Here is a 23,619-nt window from a genome sequence, read left to right as displayed (position 1 = left end):
TTCCAAACGTAAGCGACTTCTACAGCCTTGAAAAGAATGCAAATCGTCAGCCGCAGGATTGGTCCGGCTCCCCCCAAAAACAGGAGGCGGAAGGCCTGCTCCGCGTCGCCGCGGCAGTCACGCGGGCGCAGAGGCTAAAGCGGCACGATTGAACGCCGGGTCTCCGGCTGGTCCATCTCGTACGGCGGTGCCGGCTCGACGCTCTTTTCCGAGCTGGGCCGGCTGGCGGGCAGGACGCTGATCGCGCTGGCCGGGCTGACCGCGGTGCTGATCGGGCTGGGCTACAAGGCGGCGCTGGTGCCGTTCCAGTTTTGGGCACCCGACGCCTATGACGGCGCGCCGGTGTCCGTGGCCGCCTATCTGTCGGTAATTACCAAGGTCGCGGCAATCTTCGCCTTCGCGCAGATCTTGCGCGACCTACCGGTCGGTACCAGCTGGCCGATGGTGGTCGCGCTAATCGCCGCCATGACGATGACGTGCGGCTACCTGGCGGCGCTGGTGCAAAGCAACGAGGTGCGCCTGCTGGCCTATTCGTCGATGGCGCAGGCGGGTTATTTCATGATGGGGATCGTGGATCTGGGGCCAGGCTTGCTGGCGCTGCCCTCGGTGATCGTGTTCAGCGCGGCCTATGTGGCGATGAATCTCGGCGCCTTCGCGGTGATCATGGTCGCCGGACGCAGCCTTGACGACTTCCGGGGCTTCGGCCGCGCGCGCCCTGTGATCGGCGTAGCGATGGTGGTGTTCCTGCTGTCAATGACGGGCATTCCGCCGCTTTTCTGCTTTTTCGGCAAGGTGCTGCTCTTCGGTACGGCGATCGAGGCGGGCTATCTGTGGCTGGCGGTGATCGGCATTCTCAACAGCGTGCTGGCGCTGGCGGCCTACCTGCGCATCGTGGTGCCGATGTGTCAGCCGCGAGAGTCCGGACAGGACAGCGCCGCCCCGGCGCCGCCGCTGATGATCGTGTTGGGCGCGACCGCGCCGATCACGCTGCTCATGGGGTAGCTTGCAGGGATGTTTCCTGGGTGACTGCAACTGAGCGCAATCGCACGTCGGGGGCAACTCGCCGATCAGGGGGCGAGCAGCATGCTGATGTCGTTATATGCGCGGCGGGTCGCCACGGCGCCTGCCGCAATACAATGACGCTTTTGCCGGAATTCCAGTGTGCCGATGGTCTGGCTGAAAGCGGGTCGGATCACAAAATCCGCTTGCTCAAAACGCAGTCGCGCATGTTCATACTGGCAGACCTCGATGGATCGCATCATCGCCTGCAAGCCGTTTTTCGGGCCAGTCGCGTTTTCGCGCTGGCTGGGATCCACAGCGATCACGACTTCCGCGCCGGTGGCCCTGGCGACGTCCACCGGCGCGATATCGGAATAGGCTCCGTCCATCAGTACATACGGATCATCGACAAGGGGCGGCAGTATTCCGGCCAGCGCCGCGCTTGAATAGACATAATCAGTGGCATCTCCCTTGCCGAATACCACGCGTTGGCCAGACAGCATGTCGGTTGCACAGACAAAAGCCGGGATGCGGCCGTCCTGCAGGTTCTTGCCCTTGGTCAGGCCGGACAGGACACTGCGGCCCCAGGTCTCGGTGCGCGCGCCTGATCCCCAGCCAAAATACATGTCCCGCGCGGCAAGCAAAGCAAGCCGCATTCCCCTGATCCTTGCAGCCATTCCAGGCACGCGAAAGTCCGGTGTTGCCGGAAACCCGCTGGTATCCATGCCCACGAGTGCGTCGTACCATTTGTCATTAAGAGCATACGTAGCACCGACAACCGCGCCCATCGACACGCCCACGACGGCGCTTGGGATGTAGCCCCTGGCGATCAAAGCTCTGAGTACGCCAGCATGCGAGAGGCCCCTTGCCCCGCCGCCACTTAGCACGAGGGCAAAGCACTTGTGGGTTGCAGTGCTCGCTTTGGTCATGCTGCTCAATTCAAACTCCGCAATTTGGCTTTTCGTCAATTGGTTGGTCCCAGGCTGCCCGACCCTGCGCCAGTGCGCGCCATACGGAAATACTGACGCGAGTGGACGTAAAGCGTTACCGTCTCATGGGTGACACCAGCGGCAGTGCCTGCGAAGATTTTCGCCGGACACTGTAACGTCCGATGCCTGGCAACGTCTATTCCCCTGACGGTCCTTCGCGACCGCAAGGATTAATCGACAGGAGCCAGCATTGAAAACCTTGACCCTTGAGGTCCGCGGATTGTTCGAGGAACTCGATCATCTCGCGGTCGAACGTCATGTATCCGCCCTCGACGGCGTTCACCGGGCGGAAGCGAACCCTGCGTCTGCCAGTGTGACAGTGCAGTACGACGAAACGGTGGTGAACGAGGAGGCGCTGCGCAAGGCGATCGACGCCTGCGGCTTTCACTGCGCCGGAGAGCGTATGCCGAACCATATCTGCCAGATGGACCACACCGGCCATGAAGACCACGCGGCGCATGGCGCGACAGGGCCCGTTGCCAAGGACGCGATGGCCCATGAGATGGGTCACGGCGGCGGCATGGAGATGGCCGACATGGTCCGCGACATGCGCAACCGGTTCTGGGTGGCGCTGCTCTTTACCATCCCGATCTTCATCTACTCGCCGATGGGCGGCATGTTCACGCCCCCGGTGCCGCCTTTCGGCCTGAGGCTGGACCTTTGGCTGTTCTTCCTCGGCAGCGCGGGCATCGTCTGGCCCAGTTGGCCGTTTTTCGTAGCCGCTTGGCGGGCGCTGAAGAACGGCATCCTCAACATGGCCGTGCTCGTCGTGCTGTCGGTCGGCACCGGATATGTGTTCAGCGTCGGCTCGACCTTCTTCTTTCCCGGCGTGCAGTTCTACGAGGCGGTCGCGGTGCTGCTGGTCTTCATCCTGTTGGGCCACTGGCTGGAAATGCGGGCGCGCGCCGGTGCCTCTGCGGCGATCCGGGCGCTGCTCGATCTCGCGCCGCCGATGGCCACGGTGATCCGCGACGGGCAGGAGACCGAGGTGCCGACCTCCGAAGTGCTTCAGGGCGAAACGGTGGTGATCCGCCCGGGAAACAAGATTCCGGTGGACGGCGAGGTTTTGGAAGGATCTTCGCTGGTCGACGAGTCGATGCTGACGGGCGAGTCGATGCCGGTGAACAAGAGCTTGGGCGATACCGTCATCGGCGCCACGATCAATAAGACCGGCACGTTCCGCTACCGCGCCACCAAGGTCGGCGCCGACACCGCGCTGGCTCAGATCGTCAAGCTGGTGCAGGAGGCGCAGAACTCGAAGGCACCGGCACAGCTTCTGGCCGACCGGGCGTCGCAATGGCTGGTCCTCATCGCCATCGTGATCGGGCTGGCCACCTTCGCGGTCTGGTTCTGGTGGATCGGATCGCCGCTGCTGTTCGCGCTTACACTGACGATCACCGTTTTCGTCATCGCCTGCCCGGATGCGCTTGGGCTGGCCACGCCAATGGCTGTCATGGTGGGCACCGGGTTGGGGGCGCAGCACGGCATCCTGTTCAAGAATGCCGGGGCGCTCGAGGATGCGACCAAGCTCGACGTGATCGTCTTCGACAAGACCGGCACGCTGACGATGGGCGAGCCGCGCGTTGTCGAACTCGTCGCGGCCGACGGGAGTACCGAGGATGATGCGCTGCGCGCCGCGGCCTCTGTCGATCGCGGATCGGATCACCCCTTGGCGCTGGCCATCGTCCAGCGCGCCGAGGGGCTCGATGTGCCGCAGATGGCCGGCTTCGAGAACCTTGAAGGCCGCGGCGCACGCGCCGAGATCGCGGGCGAGCCAGTGCTGGTCGGCAACCGCCGGCTGATGGACGAGCAAGGCATCGACCTTGGCGCGCTGGATGCCGAAGCCGAGCGCCTGAAGGGCGAGGGCCGCACCGTGGTGCATGTGGCGAAGGGCGGGCGGATGCTCGGGCTGATCGCCATCGCCGATGCACCGCGCCCAAGCGCCATGGCCGCCGTGGCCAAGCTGCGCGAACGCGGCGTCGAGGTGGCGATGCTGACCGGCGACAACGAGGGCACGGCGCGGCGGATCGCGGCCGAGTTGGGCATCGACATGGTGCTGGCCGACGTGCTGCCCGGTCAGAAGGCCGAGAAGGTCAAGGAGCTTCAGGCCAAGGGCAAGAAGGTGGGCATGGTCGGCGACGGCGTCAATGACGCGCCCGCGCTGACCCAGGCCGATGTCGGCTTTGCCATCGGCGCGGGCACGGATGTGGCGATGGAAAGCGCCGATGTCGTGCTGATGAAAAGCGATCCCTACGATGTCGTGGGCGCGATCGAGCTGTCGCGCGCCACCCTGCGCAAGATGCACCAGAACCTGTTCTGGGCGGTGGCCTACAACGTGATCGCCTTCCCCGCTGCAGCGGGCGTGTTCTACCCGCTGATCATCAGCCCTGCCGTCGCCGCAATTGCCATGTCGGGCAGCTCGGCGCTGGTCGCGGTCAACGCGCTGCTGCTCAAGCGGACGCGGCTGGAAGGGATCAGCGAAGGCCAAGGCGGCGCAGGTGATCGGCGGAACCCGGTGGATTCTGAAACCATCCTGGAGCCGGGTTCCACACCACAAACACACCAAACGCATTGAATGAAGGGGAGGCCACGATGACTGATACATCTACAGACAAGAAGCCCGACGGGAGCGGACTGGCAGCACGATTTCCCACCGCCTATTCCATCCTTTTTCTGCTGATCATCGCCGTTGCGGCCCTGACCTGGATCATCCCTGCCGGGCAGTACGACCGCGCGATGAATGAAGAGGTCGGGCGCGAGATCGCGGTGCCGGGCACCTATCAGACGGTCGAAGCCAATCCGCAGGGCTTCGTGGATGTCATGCTGGCACCTGTCGCCGGGTTCTATGACCCCGACAGCTATGCCGCCAATGCCATCGACGTGGCGCTGTTCGTGCTGCTCCTGGGCGGTTTTCTGGGGGTGGTAAACGCGACAAATGCGATCGACACGGGGATCCAGGCGGCGATGGTCCGCCTGAAGGGCCGCGAGATCTGGATGATCCCGATCCTTATGTCGCTCTTCGCCCTGGGCGGAACGACCTACGGCATGGCCGAGGAAACGCTGGCCTTCTACGCGCTGCTGATCCCGGTGGTCATCGCCGCGGGATACGATTCCGTGACCGGCGTGGCGATCATCCTGATCGGCGCGGGCATCGGCACGCTGGGCTCGACGATCAACCCTTTCGCCACGGTGATCGCCTCCAACGCGGCGGGCATTCCGTTCACCGAAGGCATCGCCTTGCGGCTGGTCATCCTGCTGGGCGGCCTCGCGATCTGCATTGCCTATGTCATGCGCTACGCCTCCAGGGTCAAGGCGGACCCGGCGCGATCCGTCGTCGCGGCGCAACGCGAAAGCGACCGGCGGTTTTTCCTGAAAGAGACGGACGCGGAATTCAGCGAGCCGAAGCTGACCGGCACCCAGAAGCTGGTTCTGCTCCTGTTCTTCGCCACCTTTGCCGTCATGATCTGGGGCGTGTCGAGCCAGGGCTGGTGGATGGCCCGGATGGGGGCGCTGTTCTTCGGCATGGCCATCGTCGTCGGGGTTGTCGCGCGATTGGGCGAGAAGAAACTGACCTCGGCCTTTGTCGACGGCGCCAGGGATCTGCTGGGCGTGGCGCTGGTGATCGGGCTGGCGCGCGGCATCGTCGTCATCATGGAACAGGGCCTGATCGCCGATACCATCCTCAACAGCGCGGCCGACACCCTCGGCGGCCTGCCGGAAATCGCGTTCATCAACCTGATGCTCTGGATTGAGATCGGGATGAGCTTCCTCGTACCTTCATCTTCCGGACTGGCGGTTCTGTCGATGCCCATCCTCGCCCCACTGGGGGATTTTGCGGGCGTCGGTCGCGACCTTGTGGTGACGGCCTATCAATCCGCAAGCGGGCTGGTGAACCTGATCACGCCCACATCCGCAGTGGTGATCGGCGGTCTGGCGATCGGACGCGTATCGTTTGATCGGTGGGTTGTCTTCGTATGGCCATTACTGCTGATCCTCGTCGTCTTCATCTCGGCCAGCATCAGCTTGGCCGCCATTCTTTGACTGAATACATAGGAGTTACCGCAGATGTCTGAACTGAAACTCGGCGTACATTCGGAAACAGGGCAATTGCGGCAGGTGATCGTGTCGCCGCCCGGACTTGCCCACCGCCGCCTGACCCCCGAAAACTGCGCCGATCTACTGTTCGATGATGTGTTTTGGGTCAAGCAGGCGATCAAGGACCATGCCGTCTTTGCCGACATCATGCGCGGCGAGGGCATCGAGGTCCTGGATGCCATGGCGCTGCTCGCCGAGACGCTGGACATCAAGGAGGCGCGCACCTGGGTGCTCGACCACCGGATCACCCGCAATGATGTGGGCGTGGGGATGCGTGACGACCTGCGCGCCTGGATGGAGGCACTGCCGGGCGTGGAACTCGCCCGTTTTCTCGTTGGTGGGATCACCGTCGACGATCTTCCTTTCACCCCGTCGGGCATGTTCGGCAGCTATCTCGGCCTCAACGGCTTTGTTTTGCCACCGCTGCCCAATTTCATCTTCACGCGGGACAATTCCGCCTGGGTCTATGGCGGCGTCTCTCTGAACCCGATGTACTGGCCGGCACGGCGGCCCGAAACGCTGTTGATGGCCGCCGTTTATCGGTTCCACCCCAAGTTCGCAGATGCGCGTGTCTGGTTCGGCGATCCGACGCGCGAATTTGGCGCGGCTACGCTGGAAGGGGGCGATATCATGCCCATCGGCCATGGCGTCGTGATGGTCGGTATGGGCGAACGCTCGTCTCCGCAGGCGGTGGGTCAGTTGGCCGAGGCGTTGTTTCTGGGGGGTGACGTGACGCGCGTCATCGCCTGCCAGATGCCCCGGTCGCGGGCGGCAATGCATCTGGACACGGTATTCACCCATTGCGGCAACGATGTCGTGACGACGTTCAAGGAGGTGGCTGACGCGATCACCTGCTATGACCTGCGTCCCGGGTCGGCCGGTGCCGCGCTCGATATCCGGCGCGACGCCCGGCATCTTTTCGAAATCACCGCCGAGATATTGGGTTTCAAGAAACTGCATCTGGTCCCGACCGGCGGCAGCGATCTGGCCGAGCAGTCGCGCGAGCAGTGGAATGACGGCAACAACGTGCTGGCGCTGCGGCCCGGTGTTGTCATCGGCTATGACCGCAATGATGACACCAACGCCGCGCTGAAGGACGCCGGGATCGAAGTTCTGGCCATTCCCGGTGCCGAACTGGGCCGGGGCAGGGGTGGAAGCCATTGCATGAGCTGCCCCACCATCCGCGACGCAATCTGACAAAAGGAAACCCCATGTCCTACAATCTACGAAACCGCCATTTTCTTGCGCTGCGCGACTTCAGCCCGCAGGAAATCGGCTTTCTGCTGAAACTCTCCGCCGACCTGAAGGCGGCGAAATACGGTGGCTACGAAGTGCCGCGCCTGACCGGCAAGGAAATCGCGCTGATCTTTGAAAAGGACAGCACCCGCACGCGCGTCGGCTTCGAGGTGGCCGCCCACGATCAGGGCGCCCATGTCACCTATCTGGGGCCGTCGGGGTCGCATCTGGGCAAGAAGGAGACCGTGAAGGACACCGCCCGCGTGCTGGGCCGGGTCTATGACGCGATCGAATATCGCGGCTTCGGTCATCCCATCGTCGAGACGCTGGCGCAGTATGCCGGGGTGCCGGTCTATAACGGTCTGACGGACGAATTCCACCCCACGCAGATCCTCGCCGATTTCCTCACCATGTCAGAGCATTCCGACAAACCGCTGGGTCAGATTGCCTATGCGTTTCTGGGGGATGCGGGCAACAACATGGGCGACAGCCTGCTGATCGGCGGCGCCAAAATGGGTATGGACGTGCGTCTGTGCGGGCCAAAGGCCTGTTGGCCCGATCCAGCCATTCAGGACGAAGCGCACCGGATCGCAGAGACCACCGGCGCGCGCATCACCATCACCGAAGAGGTGGGCGAGGCGGTGAAAGGGGCCGATTTCATCTACACCGATGTCTGGCTGTCGATGGGTGAATCCAAGGACAAATGGGAAGAACGTATCCGCCAACTTCTGCCCTATCAGGTCAACTCGGACGTGATGGCGCAGACCGGCAATCCGCAGACCAAGTTCATGCACTGCCTGCCCGCCTTCCACAACGCCGAGACTGAGGTCGGTGCCGACATCGCAAAACATTTCGACATCACGGCGATGGAAGTGACCGAAGAGGTGTTCGAAAGCCCGGCCTCCATAGTCTTTGATCAGGCCGAGAACCGGCTACACACCATCAAGGCGATCCTTGTCGCCACATTGGCTAACTAGCCGTGCTGGTGGTCGCAGCGCTTGGCGGGAACGCCCTGCTGCAGCGGGGTCAACCCCTGACGGCAGACAATCAACGCGCCAACGTCCGGACTGCGTCCGCTGCGCTGGCAAATATCGTGCGCGCCGGGCACACACTGGTCGTGACCCACGGCAACGGTCCGCAGGTCGGGCTGCTGGCGCTTCAGGGGGCGGTGTACAAACCCGACGAGGCATTTCCTCTCGACGTGCTGGGTGCGGAAACCGTCGGCATGATCGGCTACATGATCGAGCAGGAACTGGAGAATGCGCTGGATCATGCGCTTCCGGTCGCCACGCTTCTGACGCAGGTTGTGGTCCACGCGGACGACCCCGCGTTTCAGGCGCCCAGCAAGTTCATCGGCCCGGTCTATTCCCGCGACGAGGCCGAAACACGCGCCACCGCCGCCGGTTGGAGCATCGCGCAGGACGGGGACAAATGGCGGCGCGTCGTGCCTTCGCCAAAGCCGCAGGACATTCCGGATCTGCGTGTGCTGCGCCTGCTGCTGGATCAGGGTGTGATCGTGATCTGCACCGGAGGCGGGGGCATTCCCGTGCTGCGCCTGCCCGACGGCAGCATGACCGGGATCGAGGCCGTGATCGACAAGGATGCCGCCAGCGCGCTGCTTGCGCAACGGCTCGGGGCGGATGCGCTGCTTCTGCTCACTGACGTGGATGCGGCCTACCGGGATTTCGGAACGGATGATGCGGCGCCCATCCGACATCTCACCCCGCCAGAGGCGCGGGCGCTCGACCTGGCGGCGGGCTCTATGGGCCCCAAGATGGCGGCAGCGGCCGATTTCGCGGAGGCAGGAGGCCTCGCTGGTATCGGTCAGCTTGAGGATGCGCTGGCGCTTCTGGATGGAACGGCCGGGACGCAGGTTCGTTCGTCACCCCCAAAATCATCAAAAGGAGATTCTCGATGAAACGTCTCGCCGACAAAGTCGCCCTGATCACCGGGGGCGCAGCTGGTATCGGTCTGGAAACCGCGCGGCTCTTTCTCAGCGAAGGTGCCAAGGTCGCGCTTGTCGACCTCAGGGAAAGTGATCTGTCGGATACCGCGAGGGATCTTGGAAATTCGGGCGATGTGCTGACAATCGCGGCCGACGTATCGTCGGTCGAGGATTGCGAACGATATGTCGCGCAGACCGTCGAGAAATTCGGACGCATCGACGTGTTCTTCAACAACGCCGGGATCGAGGGCAAGGTCGCGCCACTGATCGATCAGAAGATCAAGGATTTCGACCGCGTGATGGCAGTCAACGTGCGCGGCGCATTCCTTGGATTGCAGCATGTCTTGCCGGTGATGATCGGACGGAAATCGGGAAGCGTTATCAACATGTCGTCCATTGCGGGTCTCAAAGGCAGCCCAAACGTCGCGCCCTATATCACGTCGAAACATGCCGTAGTCGGCCTGACGCGCGCGGCTGCGATCGAGGCGGCGGGCCACAACGTGCGGGTCAATTCCGTGCATCCATCGCCGGTCAACACCCGGATGATGCGGTCGCTGGAGGAAGGCTTCAATCCCGGTCGCGGCGATGAAGTAAAGCAGCAGCTTTCCGATACGATCCCGCTGGGTCGCTATGGCGAAAGCCTCGATATCGCCAACCTCGTCCTCTTCCTCGCCTCCGACGATTCCGCGTTCATCACCGGAGCGCAATATCCCGTCGACGGGGGCATGGCGGCGGGCTGATCAGTCACGCCAATTCAGTCCTCAGTGCCTCTTGCTAACGCGTCGGTGTGTTGGCCGCAAACGCACCGACACCCAGCGCCGCATTCGTGCGCGCAATCGATGCGGCTCCGTCTGGCTCAGCTTGGGTTAGGGCACGGATCGCGTCGATGGTCTCGGGGATCACGATAGCCTGGTTGTCGACCATATAGGCATAGAACAACTCGTCGCCCTCTACCCTGAGCATGTCCTCCCACAGGGCCACCTCGTAGAGGCTGTCGTTGGGGCGCCCGAGATCGGCCATCATCTCCTTGACTGCGTTGATTGCACCCAGCCCGTCCGACATCCGGATCAGAGCAATGCGGGACGACGCGCAGAATGCGTCCAGCACCTCATCCTTTGATGCCTTGCGCGGCATCCTCACGGACCAGTAGTGCAAATGCGCAAGGGTCTGGGGCACCTTGACGGCCATCGTGATCACGTCAAGGTCGGGATCGACGCTTTGCGCATCGGGGCCTTGGTGGCTAGGGATTTCGGGTTCGGGAACGAGCGTGTTCATGATCCCGCCCAGATGGCTTTCCCATGGATCAGTGGCGCGCCGAAGCAGCGTTCCGCGCGCCGAGCCAAGCAGGCCGGACCGTTTGAGTGCGCTCAGCGTGCGGACGATCGAGGTCGTGTTGCAGGACACGACACGGGTGCTGTCGCGCCCGAGCGCCGTTTCATAATTCGCTTCGGCGACAAAGGAATGGCCCGTTACGCTGTGTTTTTCGCCGCCGTGAACGATGAAACGGATGCCTTTGTCGCGGTATGTTTCCACATTCTGAGCGGCGATCTTTTTCGGCGTGCAATCGATCACGATGTCGGCGGCGGCCAACAGATCGTCCAAGCCGCCGGCGAGGTTCAGGCCGGCCTTTTGTATCGCGGATTCCCGTTCCGGGTCTGCAGCGTAGAGGGCAAAGCCCTTGGTTGCCGGCATCCGGGCGCGCCAGTCGGCCACGACATCCGCCACGCCGATCAGGTCCATGTCGGCCTGCACGGCCACCGCGTCGGCTACGCGCTTGCCGATCACACCGTATCCGTTCACGGCGACCTTGATTTGCCCTTTGCCTGTCATCTTGCTCTCCCTATTTGTTTGCCGAGTGCCCTGATGTGGCAGTGGTGATCTGCCTCAGCGTCCGCGATGTAATTCCGCGTCAACGGAACGGTGTCGCGGCGTTTGGCCAACTGGAGCTGGAACACCATCAACCGGCCATGCCGGAATGCCATTTCGCAGACAGCCAGATAGAATTCCCAAATGCGGCAGAACCGTTCGTCGTAAAGCCTCCGCGCGGTCCCGCGCTCGGCTGCGAAGCGTTCGGACCAGTGCCGCAGGGTCTCTGCATAATGCAGGCGCAGGACCTCGACATCGGTGACCCAAAGCCCAGAACGTTCCGCCGCCGAGATCGTTTCGGACAGTGACGGAAGATAGCCACCGGGGAAAATGTATTTCCTGATCCACGCATCGCTGCCACCTTTGGGTGCCATCGTACCGATCGCATGTACAAGCGCGACTCCATCCGGCTTGAGAACCCTTCGGATCGTGCTGAAATAGTCATCAAATCCACTGCGGCCCACATGCTCGAACATGCCCACCGAAACGACACGGTCATACTGGCCTTTCTCTTGCCGGTAGTCGCGGAGTTTAAAGGCGACCTGTTCGGACAGGCCGGACTGCGTTGCGCTGGCGCGGGCGGCCACGATCTGTTCGGTAGACAGGCTCAGACCGGTCACGCGGGCCTGATGCTGTTGGGCAAGCTCCAGCGCCAAGCCCCCCCAGCCCGAGCCGATATCGAGAACGTCAAGGCCGGGCCGCAGCAGCAGCTTTGCAGCGATGTGTCGTTTCTTGAGGGCTTGCGCCTCGTCCAAAGTTTCATTGCCTGTGGCGAAGTAGGCGCATGAATACTGTCGGTCCGCGTCAAGAAAGAGGTCGTAGAGTTCGGTCGAGAGATCATAGTGGTGCGCCACGTTGCAGCGGGCCCGGTTGATCGGGTTGTGATGCAACCTGCGGCTCAAAAAAGCGTCCAGCCCTTGCCTGATCCGTTTCCCGGGCAAAGCGTCGACGGCGTCGAGGTCAGCCATGCAAATCGAAAGAAGGTCGCGCAGGCTGCCGGTCTCGATGCGGAGCGTTCCATCCATATAGGCCTCGCCAAGCGCCAGACTGGGGTTTGCAAGAAGTTGCGCAGGCAGCGCCTTGTCGGTCAATCGGACTGAAACGGCAGGGCCGTCACCGCCACCGAAACGCCAAGTCCCACAACAGGGGTCGATAACAGTCAGGTGACCGTTCCGAACCAGACGGCTGAGCAATTTGGCAAGTAACCACATCGCGGCCCTTCCGGGTCCAAGGCGTGGAAGCTGCCTCGCGCCGTCATGCAATTCAAACTGCTCATCAGGTGAGATTTCGCTGTTGGACATGATCGGTGCCTCCGCGTTTGTCTGAGTTTGGAAGGGGCATCGAACGACCCCGGCTCTCAAAAAGACGACCGGCGCTAGTGTTTGTTACAGCGCGCAGCCATATTGCGTCGGCACCTGAAAGCAGGAAAGCGCCGATTGGGCGTATCGGTCCAAGCGCTTTCGGTACACATTTGCCCGATTGCAGCCTATTGTTCGCCGAAGGACATGAGCCCACGACTTATCAAACGCGATCGTGATCATCTTTCGATTGCGGCTTCGGTCTCAGGCACGCGTGTAAGGCAGCAGCATTAAAGCTCCGAGGATCGCTCCGCGGTTCTGCGTGTTCTTCAGATTTCGCTTTCGTCCGCAAGGCCTTCGAGGCGGGCGCGGACCTTCTCTGCCGCGTCGCAATCGCAATCAAGAAAGCCGTGAACCGGGCAGGTCAGGCACATCTGCTGCAACCTTGTCTTCAATGCCTGCCTGCCCCGGTGAACGCGGACGTTGAGGTTGTTCAACGTGATCCCAAGGTCTTTGGCGACGTCCTCTCGCGGTTGTTCCTGAAGATCGACCCGCCAGATGACTTCGGCATATTCCGGTTTGAGCGTTGGCAACAACTTGTAGAGACAATTGCAGATAACCTCGTCCAGTTCTTCGTCAAAATCGTGATGGACGCCTTCCAGGTCGGTCGGGGCCATGACCACCTCCCTCTGTCGCTGTCGCGAAACCTTGCGGCCATGGTCCGCTATGGACGACGCAAGGATCTGACTGAGCCAGCCGCGAACGGCGCGCACATCACGAAGTTGCTCTGAGCGGTCGATGGCCCGCAGCATAAATGTTTGCAGGACATCCTCTGCCGCCTCTGGATCACCCAGTCGCCGACGCAGGAATTTCAGAATTTGATGTCTGCCTTCCACCAACGCGTGGCGAACGGCCGCGTCGGTGGATTTTGCAGCGACGTCGGACTGGTCAACTAAGGAAAATTTGTCGCCTTGGTCATTTTTCATCACACACCTCTGCAAAATACGACGCTCGTAAGTCGGATGCGTTACACCGTCTGCCACAAACGTCTGCGTTTCTTTCATTATACGTGCATCCTGGAACTCATAAAGCACAGGTCATCAGACGTTTGTCTTAATAACCAGTAAGGTTTCAGTCGCTGAAACGTCTGTTTGGTTCGTCCAATCACTGTCGCCAAGCCGCCGCACCGCAATTGTTGACACTTGCGACTGCGATCATCAACTACGAGAAAAACTTATCATTCTACACTGACTTGGCACGCCGGAAGATCTCCGCAATTCCAGCCGGTTCTGACCTGAAAAAAGGAAATCCCGATGTCGCCGACGACAATAACCAAGATCGTTCTGGCCATGCTCTTGTGGGCGGCGTGCTTTCCGCTGATCACGGCAGGGCTGCAATATTCGCCGCATTTGACCTTTGCGACACTGCGGGCAATTCTGGCTGCGGCCACCCTGGTGTTTGTTGCGGTGTGGCTGCAGCGGCCGTTTCCGCGTGGTTGGCGCACGTGGGTGACACTGGGTGTCGTCGGCCTTGGCGCGACCAGTCTGGGATTTCTCGGCATGTTTCATGCGGCAGAATTTGTATCTCCCGGGCTCGCCACGGTTATCGCCAACGCTCAGCCGCTGCTTGCGACAATGTTGGGCGTTGCATGGCTTGGAGAGCGACTGGCGAGGGTCGGTTGGGGTGGCCTATTGATCGGTTTCGCGGGAATACTTGTGATCGCCTTGCCACAATTGGGCGATGGAGCGCGAGACGGGACGGCCATCGGTTTTGCCTACATCGTTCTGGCTGCGGTTGGAGTGACTGTCAGCAACGTGGCGATCAAATCCATCGCAGGTCAGGTCGATGGACTTTTTGCAATGGGCTTTCAGATGCTGATCGGCAGCGTGCCTCTTGCCGTGGCGGCGCTTCTCCTTGAAGATCAGACGGCCATCCAATGGACATCTGTTTTCGTAATGTCGCTGTTGGGCTTGGCCTTGTTTGGCTCTGCACTGGTTTACTGGCTGTGGTTTTCGGTACTGGAGGAAGTGGAACTGAACCGGGCGATTGTGTTCAGTTTCCTGGTGCCGATATTCGGCCTCACCATCGGGGCAGTGTTCTTTGGCGAACGTCTTTCCGTCATGCAGCTTTCCGGCATCCTATTGGTCATTGCGGGAATTGTGTTCGTCAATCTCAGTGGTAGAATACAAAGCCAGCACAGCTGATCTTGACATAAATAAATATATTTCAATAGCTTGAGGCGATCTGGCAATAGTTGCCCAGGTCATTGAAAGGCTCCCCCGCAGAACGGGTGAGTGGACCTTGCCACGTCGAACCTGCGACAAGAACGATGGCGTAATTGATCCATGTCAACGCTTGCGGGCATTTAACATGACAGAAGTCATGATGACGTTGATGACAGTGCAAATTTCAAAAAATCTGGAAAGGACAGGAGTGTCATGGCTTTACGAGACAACGTAAGACCGAAGGTGCCGGACACCGCGACGGAACGTGCGTTGCTCGATGGACGTGGCGCATTTCTGGGCTTCCTGATCAAACGGCTTGGCAACCGGGCGGATGCAGAGGATGTCCTGCAGGATTTCAGCATCCGCGTGCTGCAGCGCAAGGACCAACTCAGAGACGCCGAACGGATGGATGCCTGGCTCTATGCGATCCTGCGCTCCACGTTGAATGACCATTTCCGCAAAGGCACGCGCCGTGACCAACTGGCCGCGGCGGTGGCGCGCGAGCCGGAAGACTGGACCGCTGATGCGCCGACTCAGATGGCACGGCTCTGCACCTGTCATGGCGGTCTGATTTCCGAACTGCGCCCGGCGGATTCGGAACTGATCCGGCGCATCGACTTCGGCGAAGAAGACCGTGAGCATGTGGCGCGCGACCTTGGACTAACCCGCAACGCGCTTGGCGTTAGGCTACACCGGGCGCGCACGGCTCTGCGCGAGGCGCTGACAAATCATTGTGGCGCTTGCTGCCGGGATGACCGTGACGATTGCTATTGTCAGCCTGAGGGTTGCAAGAACGCCGAGCACGAAACCGATTGCGAAGCAGGGCAGCAGAATTCCTGATCGAGACGCGGTCGGTTCTGTAACGTTTTTCGCCAATCGACGTCTTCTTTTGTGACTGCGCCTTAGGGCAGCACAGCAGGAGGACTGGGATCATGCCACCGGAGACGACGAATTTTCGTTCGGGAGCAACGGAACCGTCGCGGAATGCCGCCGTTCCGGAGTTAATGTCGCGGATGATATGCAATTGTGCAGAGGCCTCCGCGCATCCAGATGCCCCGATGGCATTAGCGTTGTTCCAGCGCGTGGAAATCTTAAAGCAACCCCCGGAATTAGCGGCGCGCGCATTGGGCCTCAAGCCCGGTGATGCGGCCTACCTGCTGACCGGTCTGCGCGAGGAGGTCGCCAAGGACCTCGCACTTGCGCTTCTTGCAGGGCGGCCATCCGGAGAAATCGATGAACAGAAGGAAGCCAACGATGAATAAGAGCTTGCGCCTTGCAACTGTGACGCCCACGCAATCCTCTCAACCTGTGCCGGAACAGACCTCGGCTGGCGCGAATGTGCCCTACGCTCAGGACGCCTTTGAACGCTGGGTGCTGTTCCTCGACACGTTACGCGAACGCGCCGACAACATGATCGCACATGAACGGCAGGGCATGCCGCCGCTTCTGGACTTCGATTACGAGCTCTTGCTGGATGCCCGCACCTTCGACCGGCCCGCCAATTATGCACTGCTCCGGATCACGCGGGCAGGCGAAGATTGCTGGGACGATTGCGTGGACGAGGCAAAGCCGCCGGTCATCGTCATTGATCCGCGCGCGGGTCATGGGCCGGGCATCGGCGGCTTCAAGCATGACAGCGAAGTAGGCATGGCGATGCACGAGGGCCATCCGGTCTATTTCGTGATCTTCTTTCCAGAACCCATGCCAAGCCAGACGCTGGCTGACGTACACTATGCACTGCGTGACTTCGTCACCGAAGTCGCCCGCCGTCACCCGAACGCAGCACCCGTGCTCTACGGCAATTGCCAGGCCGGTTGGGCCGCCGCCTTGCTGGCCGCCGATTGCGACGGTCTGACCGGGCCCATCGTGCTGAACGGCTCTCCGCTCAGTTATTGGTCGGGCGACGCGTCCACCAGCCCGATGCGAATGCTCGGCGCGCTCTCGGGCGGGTCGTGGGCGGCGCACATGATCGCCGATCTGGGCGACGGGCGGTTCGACGGCGCGTGGCTGGCGCAGAACTTCGAAACACTGCAACCCGAAAAGGCGATCTGGGAGAAATACGCCAACCTCTTTTCCCATGCCGATACCGAACGTGAACGGTTCCTCGACTTCGAACGCTGGTGGAACGGCTACTATACGCTGAGCCGCGAGGAAATTCTCGGCATCACTCAGAACCTATTCATCGGCAATCGACTGGAGCAGGGCGAGATGCAACTGGACGCGCATTGTACCATCGATCTGAAACGGATCCGCAACCCGATCATCGTCTTTGCCTCGGAGGGCGACAACATCACCCCGCCGCAGCAGGCGTTGGGCTGGATTGCCAAGCTATATCCTGACACCGAAGCGCTCAAGGCCGCAGGACAGCGCATCGTCTACATGACGCACGAGACTGTCGGGCATCTGGGTATCTTCGTCTCCGGGTCCGTCGCGCGGCTTCAGCATCGGGCGATCCTGGAAAGCCTGGAGGCGGTCGAGGCGCTGGCGCCCGGGCTTTATGAGATGGTCATCGATAATCCTTCCGGGGGCGCAAAGCGCAAAACCGACGACTACGACGTGCGTTTTGAGCAGCGCGACGTCGACGATCTCGGTTTTGGGTCAGACCATGGAGCGCTGGCGCAGGTCGCGCAGATGTCACGGATCAACGAGGCGGCCTATTCGACATTTGTTAGCCCTTGGATCAAGGCCGCGACTTCTCCGGCCAGTGCCGAGATGCTGCGCGCCCTGCATCCGATGCGATGGACCAGAACGATGTTTTCCGAACGTGTGAACCCATGGATGGCATTGGTGAAATCCACAGCCGACTCCGTGCGCGAGACGCGAGATCCCCTGCCGAAAGACCATCCCGCCATCCTTGCCGAACGCGCGTTGTTGGCGCGTACCGGCGAAAACCTCGGTGCCTTGCGCAAAGCGCGCGATGCATGGCTAACACATGTCTTCGGCGCGATGTACGGCAGTTTTCCTTTCGCCACCACTACGCAAACGGGCCAACCGTCCGACACATCAAACAAGGAGTGAACAATCATGGAATGGATTATCGAAAACTGGGTTCTGGTCCTCGTGGTCGGCGGGATGGCTGCATTGCATCTCTTCGGGCATGGACACGGCGGGCATAAGCACGGCAAGACCGCGAAGCGTCAAACTGCACAGAAGAAGGTGCCGGACGCACCCGCCGATACCCGGGTTCAATCGGAAGATGCCTGACTTCCCCGAATGCTGCGATCCCGTGGAACTTTTGGACCTGTCCGGTCGCAAGGGCCTGGTCATCGGCATCGCGAATGAACGCAGTCTGGCGTGGCCCGCCGCGCTGCATTTCCGGCAAGCGGGTGCCCAGTTGGCCATCACTTATGTCAACGAGCGCACCAAGACCCACGTGACACCATTGGCCGCGCGGCTTGAAGCGCCCATCGTCCTGCCTTGCGATGTGAAGGCACCGCATGAACTCGATGCCGTTTTCGATGCCATTGCAGAACGCTGGGGAAAGCTCGATTTCCTTCTTCACGCCGTGGGCAGCGTGCCGCCCGCCGACCTTCATGGTCGGCTGACCGATTGCTCTGCCGAGGGGTTCTCGGAAGCGATGGCCGTTTCGGTGCATTCGCTGATCCGTATGGCGCATCTTGCCGAACCGTTGATGTCCGGCGGCGGCAGCCTGATCACGCTAAGTTATCTTGGCGGCGAACGCGTGGTGGAAAACTACAATGTGATGGGGCCGGTCAAGGCGGCGCTCGAAGCGACTGTGCGCTATCTCGCGCATGAACTCGGGCCGTCAAACATCCGTGTCAACGCTATTTCGGCGGGTCCGGTGCTGACCCGTGCAGCATCGGGGCTGACCGGCATTTCAAGTCTTCTGGAGGCGACCGCGCGCGCAGCACCCTTGCGGCGCAACATAGAGGCCGACGAGGTGGGCCGCTCGGCCCTGCTCTTCGCCAGCGATTATACCAGCGGCATCACCGGAGAAGTGTTGCATGTAGACGCGGGTGTTCACATCGAAAGTCCGGTCTTTTCAACCCAGATGAGCGTCAAGTCGGAGGATTCACGATGAACAGGACCGCAGACGACCCAGTTCCGCCGCCCGCAACTGAGCGGCGCGATTTCTTGTATTATGCAACAGCCTCGACCGGCGCGGTTGCCGTCGGGGCTGCGGTCTGGCCGCTGATTGACTCGATGAACCCCTCAGCCGACGTGACCGCCTCCGGTACGGTCAGGGTCGATCTGTCCGGCGTCGAACCGGGCCAACGCATTACGGTCAAGTGGCGGGGGCGCCCGGTCTTCGTCTGGCGCCGGTCTGCTGCGGCAATCGAGGCGGCGCGTGCCGTCGAACTCGACGATCTTGCCGATCCGGTCGACAGCGGGCGCGAGAACCCCAACCAGAGCGGCGAAGTGCCCGCACGAGACGAAAACCGCACGGCAGATGCGGATGGTGAATGGCTGATCGTCATCGGTGTCTGTACCCATCTCGGCTGTATACCGCTGGGTCAGGACGGATCTGCGGTGGGCGAGTTCGGCGGCTGGTTCTGCCCCTGTCACGGATCGCACTACGACACGTCGGGGCGGATACGGAAAGGACCAGCACCCCGCAACCTTGACATCCCCCCCTATGATTTGGGCGATGACCTGCAGCTGGTGATCGGCACCTGATCGGTGCATCGGCCCATTATTTGCGAAGGAGACAACGACATGCAAGCCAAGGATATTATGACGACGTCCGTGATCTCCGTCCCGCAGGACGGAAAAGTCGAGGACGCCGTGCGCTTGATGCTCGATCATCACGTCAGCGCACTACCCGTCGTAGACGCGGACGGCGCCCTCAAGGGAGTGGTCAGCGAAGGAGACCTGATGCGGCGCGTCCGCGACACCGACGGCCCGCGCCGGTCCTGGTGGCTCGAGGTGCTGGGCGGCTCTGGCAATTCTGCCCAGGACTTCGTCAAGCTCAATAGCCGCCATGTAGCGGACGTGATGACCCGCGATGTCGTTTCGGTCGAGGAGGACACGACGGTCGCCGAGATCGCGCGTCTTCTGGAAAAGCACCGGATCAAACGGGTGCCGGTGCTGCGCGCGGGGCGCGTGGTCGGAATTGTCAGTCGGGCAAACCTGCTCCATGCCTTGTCGACAATTCCGGACGGGGCACTTTCCAAGCCCTCAAGCGATGATCGTGTGCTGCGCGCCAAGATTGACGAGGCGCTCAAAGAGGTGCCCGGTGCAGCGGTCAATCTGGTCAATTACACAGTTGATAACGGCAATGTGGCGGTCTGGGGCGTTGCCGACAGCGATTTCGAAGAGAACGCCATCCGGGTCGCGGTGGAAAACGTGTCTGGTGTCCGCAGCGTCGACATCCATATGGGCCGACTGGCGGCATGGGCCTACGGCATATGATCAATACTGTCGGCCAAGGCTCCGCACCATTTCCATGGCCTGCGGGCCGGAAAAGTTTCCTGCATGCTCGAAAGGCACTGATGTGGTGCAGAAGAGTGCGGAGAAATGGCCTGCGGGGAAATCAGACCCCGCAGGCGTTTACACAAGGTTCGGCAGAGGAAGGATGCCTGGCATCGTCGCACAAACCGGTTGACCGGCTTGTCCTCTGCCGCATGGTACCGGTCGGTGGATCTTGCGGTTGCACTCTGGACGCCAGAAGGCACGGCGGTACCGGGCGCCGGAAAGCGGCGAGATGATGGCACCTGTGCCCGACCATTCCGCCGGCAGCGATGACCAGATTGAAATTGTTGGAGCCGGGCCCGCGGGCCTCGTCTGCGCGATCGTTCTGGCCAAGGCCAACCGCCGGGTCACGGTGCGTGAATGGCACAAGGATGTCGGTCACCGTTTCCATGACGATTTTCAGGGTCTGGAGAACTGGACCGACGCGCAGGACGTTCTGGACGAACTCGCTGCGGTCGGAATCGCCGCCGATTTCGATCATCGCGGTATCACCGAAGGCGTCGTCTTTGACAGCCGCGCCACGGCGCACCGGGTTCATGATTCAAAGCCCCTGTTCTATCTGTTTCGGCGGGGCAACGCCGTGGGGACGCTGGACCGTGCCCTGCTGGATCAGGCCCAAGCGGCCGGGGTCGAGGTGCGGTTCAATGATCGGGTCACGGCCACGGCGGGGAACATGATCCTGGCAGGCGGGCCGCGCCGTGCTGATATCATCGCGGTCGGCTACGTCTTTAACACGGCCATGACCGATGGTGCCTGGCTTGCGTTCGGGCCGGAACTTGCCCCGAAGGGCTACGCATATCTGCTCGTGAACGAAGGACGCGGAACGGTGGCGAGTTGCATCTTCACGGGGTTTCGCGACCAGGCGAAGCATCTTGCGGCGACGGTATCGTATTTCGAACGTCACGCCGGGCTGCAAATGCAGAATGCGCGCGGCTTCGGCGGTTTCGGAAATGTCAGATTGCCACGCACAGCGATGCAGGGCGGAAAACCGGTGATCGGCGAGCACGCGGGGTTTCAGGACGCGCTGGCAGGATTCGGGTTGCGCTATGCGATGCGAACGGGCCGGCTGGCGGCAGAGAGCCTGATACACGGAACCGACTACACCGAGGCCTGGCGGCAGAGTTTGGAGCCGGGCCTGAGTGCCGGCGTGGTCAATCGGTTCATGTTCAACCACACGGGTACACGCGGATTGGATTATCTGATCGGAAAACTCGATGCGAACGACACCCGATCGATATTGGCTTCGGCCTACCGGCTGTCGTTCTCCAAGCGCTTCGTGCTGCCACTCTCCCGGTTTCGTTATCGCGAACCTCTCAAAGACCGCAGTTGCGACCATGTCGATTGCGATTGCGTCTGGTGCCAGCACGGTCTCCATGACGTGTCCGGTGCCTGACGGCCGTGGCCATTGCGCCACCATCGAGACCAAAGCAGGTTCTCGCGCCATCATATCAGGAAGCGGCGCACCAGTCGACGACCCTGACGTTGCTGCCAGATTCACGATGCGCTAAGCGGGAACCATGCGCGTCTTTGACAGAAATTTTATTCGGGCGGACGGTATCAGCCGCAAAGCAACGGGCGTCTCGCGGTCGAGCAAACATGCGCGCGCTGCGATGTGTGTGCCGGACCTCGGCGAGGGCGAGGGCACGTTCCGGCTTTTCGTCGAAGGCGATGTGCTTTTCGACGAGATGATCGCCGCGATTGAGCGCGCGACGCGCGATATCCGCATGGAGTCCTATATCTTTGCGGCCGACGAGGTCGGCGCGCGTTTCGTGGCCGCGCTCGCGGAAAAAGCGCGCGCCGGCCTTGACGTGCGGCTGCACCTCGACGCCTTCGGTGCCGGCCAGAGAAACTTTCGCAGGCTGCGACACGAATTGAAACAGGCCGGGGTCCGGTTCCGCTGGTTTCGCCCCTTCAGCCTGCTGCACCCGCTGAGATATCTGCAACGCAACCACCGCAAGCTTCTGGTCGTCGATGGCCGGGAAGCATTCCTGGGCGGTTTCAACATACGCCGACTGAACTCGCGCCGACTTCACGGCGAGACCCGTCAGCGAGACACCCATGTGCGCGTCGCGGGCCCGCTGGTGGAGCTCGCTGTCAGGCATTTCGAGCGACTCTGGCTTGACGCTGGCCAGCTTCCGGCCAGCGCGATTCCCGATGATACCAAGGGGATCGAGGGGTTGCTGGTGCCGAGCTACTCGCGCCTGTGCCGCAAGCGGCTTGCCTGTCTGCATGCGGGGCTGATCGAAATGGCGCAAACCCACGTTTATCTGACCTCACCATATTTCAGTCCTGGAACCGTGGTCGACCGCGCGCTTCAGGCCGCCGCCCGGCGCGGCGTGGACGCACGTTTGCTGGTCCCCCGCCGGAGCGATCCGCCGGTCGCCGGCTGGGCGACTCGGGCTGCATATGCGCACCTTCTGTCGGCGGGCGTGAGGGTCTATGAATACCTGCCGCGCCAACTGCATGCCAAGACTTCGGTCATCGACGCGGCTTGGTCGATCGTGGGCTCGGCAAACCTCGACTACCGAAGCCTGTTCATCAACCAGGAGCTCGTGTTGATCGCTCGGGATCGGACCCTGGCCGAGCAACTGCAGGCGCAGTATCTGGGCGACCTCGCAGAGGCCGCTGAAATCACCCAGCCGGCGTGGCACCGCCGCGGCTTGCGCGCGCGTGGCCTGGAGGCGATTGGCTGGGCCGCGCGACGACTGCTGTAGCTGTCAGAACCGCTCGACCCATGCCAGCCCGGATCGGGCGTCCCGGTCGGAGCTGCCAAACGACTGCCTCCGGCCTGCGAGACCGCCCGCATCCTCACACTGCAAACGCGCCAATGTCCGAATTCCTGTAATGCTGTCCGTCGAGCCGCGTCTATAGAACGAAGGCAACAAGAGGAGGTCCAGATGGACAGTCTTTCCAATACCCCGAAGCAAGCCAGCGCCGCCGAGAAATCGACCGGATGTTGCGGCGGCAAATCCGACGCGCAGGGCCAAGCCAAGCCCGAGCCGCGCGTCACGGAATCCGCCAAGGAGACGCCGGCCAAATCCGGCTGCTGCTGCGGCCACTGACACGACACCCCCGCGCGGGATCTGCGTCCCGCGCGAGCCACGGCACGGCGGCGCCGGATAGCAAGGCTCTTGCGGACCGGTCCCACCGGCGGCGAGGAGGGAACAAGCCATGATGCCTATCATCTATTTCACCGCAGTCGCGGCGATCCTTTTCCTGGCCCTGCGCATGACGTGCGGGGCATGTGTCATGGGCGCGGATACCGCGACGGGGCGCGCGCGCCTGCCACTTGTGCCGCTGGGCTGGGCGCTGAGCCTGTTTCTGGCGGTGACCTATCTGGTCTGCATCGCGTTCGATCTGATCTTTCCCGGCTATGCGATGTACCAGACCTGGTCCGGCCTGCTGCCAGGGTTCGTCTGGCTGACACCGCTTGGCTTCATCGTCGGTCTGGTCGAGAGCTTTCTCTATGGCTGGTATGCCGCGTTGATCTTCGGCGGGCTCTTCAACGCCATCGCGAATAGGGAGACTTAGGC

General features: G+C 61.8%; 23 protein-coding genes. 19 read left to right on the top strand and 4 right to left on the bottom strand.

Annotated elements, in window-relative coordinates; genetic code table 11:
- The first annotated feature begins 147 nt into the window (after positions 1-147).
- Positions 148-1,002, top strand: coding sequence for an NADH-quinone oxidoreductase subunit N (locus tag F3H87_RS20255; protein WP_081749910.1), 855 nt, complete (start codon positions 148-150; stop codon positions 1,000-1,002).
- A gap of 65 nt (positions 1,003-1,067) precedes the next feature.
- Here the strand turns inward: F3H87_RS20255 and F3H87_RS20250 are convergent, their stop codons facing one another.
- Positions 1,068-1,928 carry a patatin-like phospholipase family protein gene (locus tag F3H87_RS20250; RefSeq protein WP_088665105.1) on the bottom strand — a complete coding sequence of 287 codons (861 nt, stop codon included), beginning with the start codon at positions 1,926-1,928 and terminating at the stop codon, positions 1,068-1,070.
- 250 nt (positions 1,929-2,178) lie between these two features.
- On the opposite strand from F3H87_RS20250, the gene F3H87_RS20245 reads away from it, so the two are divergent.
- From F3H87_RS20245 to F3H87_RS20220, 6 genes are read left to right on the top strand one after another with little or no spacing between them, the layout of a single operon-like run.
- The gene (locus F3H87_RS20245) at positions 2,179-4,563 is read left to right on the top strand and encodes a heavy metal translocating P-type ATPase (protein ID WP_149789480.1); all 2,385 of its coding nucleotides are present in this window, start codon (positions 2,179-2,181) and stop codon (positions 4,561-4,563) included.
- Between the two features lie 17 nt (positions 4,564-4,580).
- A complete protein-coding gene (locus tag F3H87_RS20240) occupies positions 4,581-6,029 on the top strand; it encodes a YfcC family protein (protein ID WP_149789479.1) in 1,449 nt (482 codons plus the stop codon).
- Positions 6,030-6,053: 24 nt separating this feature from the next.
- On the top strand, positions 6,054-7,280 hold the full coding sequence (locus tag F3H87_RS20235; RefSeq protein WP_149789478.1) for an arginine deiminase: 1,227 nt from the start codon (positions 6,054-6,056) through the stop codon (positions 7,278-7,280).
- A gap of 14 nt (positions 7,281-7,294) precedes the next feature.
- Positions 7,295-8,296 (top strand): ornithine carbamoyltransferase, encoded by a 1,002-nt coding sequence (argF, locus tag F3H87_RS20230; RefSeq protein ID WP_149789477.1) that lies wholly within the window; start codon positions 7,295-7,297, stop codon positions 8,294-8,296.
- A 2-nt stretch (positions 8,297-8,298) separates the two neighbouring features.
- Positions 8,299-9,237 (top strand): carbamate kinase, encoded by a 939-nt coding sequence (arcC, locus tag F3H87_RS20225; RefSeq protein ID WP_051487981.1) that lies wholly within the window; start codon positions 8,299-8,301, stop codon positions 9,235-9,237.
- Positions 9,234-10,004, top strand: a complete 771-nt coding sequence (locus F3H87_RS20220) for an SDR family NAD(P)-dependent oxidoreductase (protein WP_043847441.1) — start codon at positions 9,234-9,236, stop codon at positions 10,002-10,004. The genes arcC and F3H87_RS20220 overlap by 4 nt, the downstream gene beginning before the upstream one ends.
- A 34-nt stretch (positions 10,005-10,038) precedes the next feature.
- On the opposite strand, the gene F3H87_RS20215 is transcribed toward F3H87_RS20220, so the two are convergent.
- The 3 genes from F3H87_RS20215 to F3H87_RS20205 form a co-directional block, all read right to left on the bottom strand.
- Positions 10,039-11,094 carry a type II glyceraldehyde-3-phosphate dehydrogenase gene (locus F3H87_RS20215; RefSeq protein ID WP_149789476.1) on the bottom strand — a complete coding sequence of 352 codons (1,056 nt, stop codon included), beginning with the start codon at positions 11,092-11,094 and terminating at the stop codon, positions 10,039-10,041.
- Positions 11,091-12,431 carry an SAM-dependent methyltransferase gene (locus F3H87_RS20210; RefSeq protein WP_149789475.1) on the bottom strand — a complete coding sequence of 447 codons (1,341 nt, stop codon included), beginning with the start codon at positions 12,429-12,431 and terminating at the stop codon, positions 11,091-11,093. Before F3H87_RS20210 ends, F3H87_RS20215 begins: the two co-directional genes overlap by 4 nt.
- Before the next feature lie 326 nt (positions 12,432-12,757).
- The gene (locus tag F3H87_RS20205; protein WP_223228153.1) at positions 12,758-13,492 is read right to left on the bottom strand and encodes an RNA polymerase sigma factor; all 735 of its coding nucleotides are present in this window, start codon (positions 13,490-13,492) and stop codon (positions 12,758-12,760) included.
- Between the two features lie 249 nt (positions 13,493-13,741).
- Here F3H87_RS20205 and F3H87_RS20200 point away from each other — a divergent pair, with 249 nt between their 5' ends.
- The 12 genes from F3H87_RS20200 (at position 13,742) to F3H87_RS20150 (ending at position 23,617) form a co-directional block, all read left to right on the top strand.
- Positions 13,742-14,632 carry a DMT family transporter gene (locus tag F3H87_RS20200; RefSeq protein WP_149789474.1) on the top strand — a complete coding sequence of 297 codons (891 nt, stop codon included), beginning with the start codon at positions 13,742-13,744 and terminating at the stop codon, positions 14,630-14,632.
- A 234-nt stretch (positions 14,633-14,866) separates the two neighbouring features.
- Entirely contained in the window at positions 14,867-15,493 is a 627-nt protein-coding gene (locus tag F3H87_RS20195; protein WP_043847470.1) for an RNA polymerase sigma factor, read from the top strand.
- Between the two features lie 92 nt (positions 15,494-15,585).
- Positions 15,586-15,915: a hypothetical protein gene (locus tag F3H87_RS20190; protein ID WP_043847469.1), complete on the top strand. Its 330-nt coding sequence runs from the start codon at positions 15,586-15,588 to the stop codon at positions 15,913-15,915.
- Positions 15,908-17,671, top strand: a complete 1,764-nt coding sequence (locus F3H87_RS20185; protein WP_149789473.1) for a DUF3141 domain-containing protein — start codon at positions 15,908-15,910, stop codon at positions 17,669-17,671. The genes F3H87_RS20190 and F3H87_RS20185 overlap by 8 nt, the downstream gene beginning before the upstream one ends.
- 6 nt (positions 17,672-17,677) lie before the next feature.
- On the top strand, positions 17,678-17,857 hold the full coding sequence (locus tag F3H87_RS20180; protein ID WP_149789472.1) for a hypothetical protein: 180 nt from the start codon (positions 17,678-17,680) through the stop codon (positions 17,855-17,857).
- A complete protein-coding gene (gene fabI, locus F3H87_RS20175; protein ID WP_149789471.1) occupies positions 17,850-18,695 on the top strand; it encodes an enoyl-ACP reductase FabI in 846 nt (281 codons plus the stop codon). The genes F3H87_RS20180 and fabI overlap by 8 nt, the downstream gene beginning before the upstream one ends.
- A complete protein-coding gene (gene petA, locus F3H87_RS20170; protein ID WP_149789470.1) occupies positions 18,692-19,291 on the top strand; it encodes a ubiquinol-cytochrome c reductase iron-sulfur subunit in 600 nt (199 codons plus the stop codon). Before fabI ends, petA begins: the two co-directional genes overlap by 4 nt.
- A 39-nt stretch (positions 19,292-19,330) precedes the next feature.
- Positions 19,331-20,026, top strand: coding sequence for a CBS domain-containing protein (locus F3H87_RS20165; RefSeq protein WP_149789469.1), 696 nt, complete (start codon positions 19,331-19,333; stop codon positions 20,024-20,026).
- 292 nt (positions 20,027-20,318) lie between these two features.
- On the top strand, positions 20,319-21,479 hold the full coding sequence (locus F3H87_RS20160) for an NAD(P)/FAD-dependent oxidoreductase (protein ID WP_149789468.1): 1,161 nt from the start codon (positions 20,319-20,321) through the stop codon (positions 21,477-21,479).
- A 124-nt stretch (positions 21,480-21,603) separates the two neighbouring features.
- Positions 21,604-22,800, top strand: coding sequence for a phospholipase D-like domain-containing protein (locus F3H87_RS20155; RefSeq protein ID WP_223228152.1), 1,197 nt, complete (start codon positions 21,604-21,606; stop codon positions 22,798-22,800).
- 183 nt (positions 22,801-22,983) lie between these two features.
- Positions 22,984-23,148 (top strand): hypothetical protein, encoded by a 165-nt coding sequence (locus F3H87_RS21895; RefSeq protein ID WP_157835932.1) that lies wholly within the window; start codon positions 22,984-22,986, stop codon positions 23,146-23,148.
- A 109-nt stretch (positions 23,149-23,257) separates the two neighbouring features.
- The gene (locus F3H87_RS20150) at positions 23,258-23,617 is read left to right on the top strand and encodes a DUF5676 family membrane protein (RefSeq protein WP_043847459.1); all 360 of its coding nucleotides are present in this window, start codon (positions 23,258-23,260) and stop codon (positions 23,615-23,617) included.
- Positions 23,618-23,619: the final 2 nt, after the last annotated feature.

This window comes from Lutimaribacter pacificus, assembly GCF_900142185.1.
Taxonomy (GTDB): Bacteria; Pseudomonadota; Alphaproteobacteria; order Rhodobacterales; family Rhodobacteraceae; genus Lutimaribacter; species Lutimaribacter pacificus.
The sequence above is the reverse complement of the archived record's forward strand: the minus strand, read 5'-3'. Positions and strand labels throughout refer to the sequence as shown.

What these genes read in the sequence shown, in the direction of transcription:
- F3H87_RS20180 (WP_149789472.1), top strand. Translation starts at nt 17,678, where the DNA reads ATGGAATGGATTATCGAAAACTGGGTTCTGGTCCTCGTGGTCGGCGGG.
- F3H87_RS20160 (WP_149789468.1), top strand. Translation starts at nt 20,319, where the DNA reads ATGATGGCACCTGTGCCCGACCATTCCGCCGGCAGCGATGACCAGATT.
- F3H87_RS20220 (WP_043847441.1), top strand. Translation starts at nt 9,234, where the DNA reads ATGAAACGTCTCGCCGACAAAGTCGCCCTGATCACCGGGGGCGCAGCT.
- F3H87_RS20190 (WP_043847469.1), top strand. Translation starts at nt 15,586, where the DNA reads ATGCCACCGGAGACGACGAATTTTCGTTCGGGAGCAACGGAACCGTCG.
- F3H87_RS20195 (WP_043847470.1), top strand. Translation starts at nt 14,867, where the DNA reads ATGGCTTTACGAGACAACGTAAGACCGAAGGTGCCGGACACCGCGACG.
- fabI (WP_149789471.1), top strand. Translation starts at nt 17,850, where the DNA reads ATGCCTGACTTCCCCGAATGCTGCGATCCCGTGGAACTTTTGGACCTG.
- F3H87_RS20215 (WP_149789476.1), bottom strand. Translation starts at nt 11,094, where the DNA reads ATGACAGGCAAAGGGCAAATCAAGGTCGCCGTGAACGGATACGGTGTG.
- F3H87_RS20210 (WP_149789475.1), bottom strand. Translation starts at nt 12,431, where the DNA reads ATGTCCAACAGCGAAATCTCACCTGATGAGCAGTTTGAATTGCATGAC.
- F3H87_RS20200 (WP_149789474.1), top strand. Translation starts at nt 13,742, where the DNA reads ATGTCGCCGACGACAATAACCAAGATCGTTCTGGCCATGCTCTTGTGG.
- F3H87_RS20250 (WP_088665105.1), bottom strand. Translation starts at nt 1,928, where the DNA reads ATGACCAAAGCGAGCACTGCAACCCACAAGTGCTTTGCCCTCGTGCTA.
- argF (WP_149789477.1), top strand. Translation starts at nt 7,295, where the DNA reads ATGTCCTACAATCTACGAAACCGCCATTTTCTTGCGCTGCGCGACTTC.
- F3H87_RS20240 (WP_149789479.1), top strand. Translation starts at nt 4,581, where the DNA reads ATGACTGATACATCTACAGACAAGAAGCCCGACGGGAGCGGACTGGCA.
- F3H87_RS20185 (WP_149789473.1), top strand. Translation starts at nt 15,908, where the DNA reads ATGAATAAGAGCTTGCGCCTTGCAACTGTGACGCCCACGCAATCCTCT.
- F3H87_RS20165 (WP_149789469.1), top strand. Translation starts at nt 19,331, where the DNA reads ATGCAAGCCAAGGATATTATGACGACGTCCGTGATCTCCGTCCCGCAG.
- F3H87_RS21895 (WP_157835932.1), top strand. Translation starts at nt 22,984, where the DNA reads ATGGACAGTCTTTCCAATACCCCGAAGCAAGCCAGCGCCGCCGAGAAA.
- petA (WP_149789470.1), top strand. Translation starts at nt 18,692, where the DNA reads ATGAACAGGACCGCAGACGACCCAGTTCCGCCGCCCGCAACTGAGCGG.
- F3H87_RS20235 (WP_149789478.1), top strand. Translation starts at nt 6,054, where the DNA reads ATGTCTGAACTGAAACTCGGCGTACATTCGGAAACAGGGCAATTGCGG.
- F3H87_RS20205 (WP_223228153.1), bottom strand. Translation starts at nt 13,492, where the DNA reads ATGAAAGAAACGCAGACGTTTGTGGCAGACGGTGTAACGCATCCGACT.
- F3H87_RS20150 (WP_043847459.1), top strand. Translation starts at nt 23,258, where the DNA reads ATGATGCCTATCATCTATTTCACCGCAGTCGCGGCGATCCTTTTCCTG.
- F3H87_RS20155 (WP_223228152.1), top strand. Translation starts at nt 21,604, where the DNA reads ATGCGCGTCTTTGACAGAAATTTTATTCGGGCGGACGGTATCAGCCGC.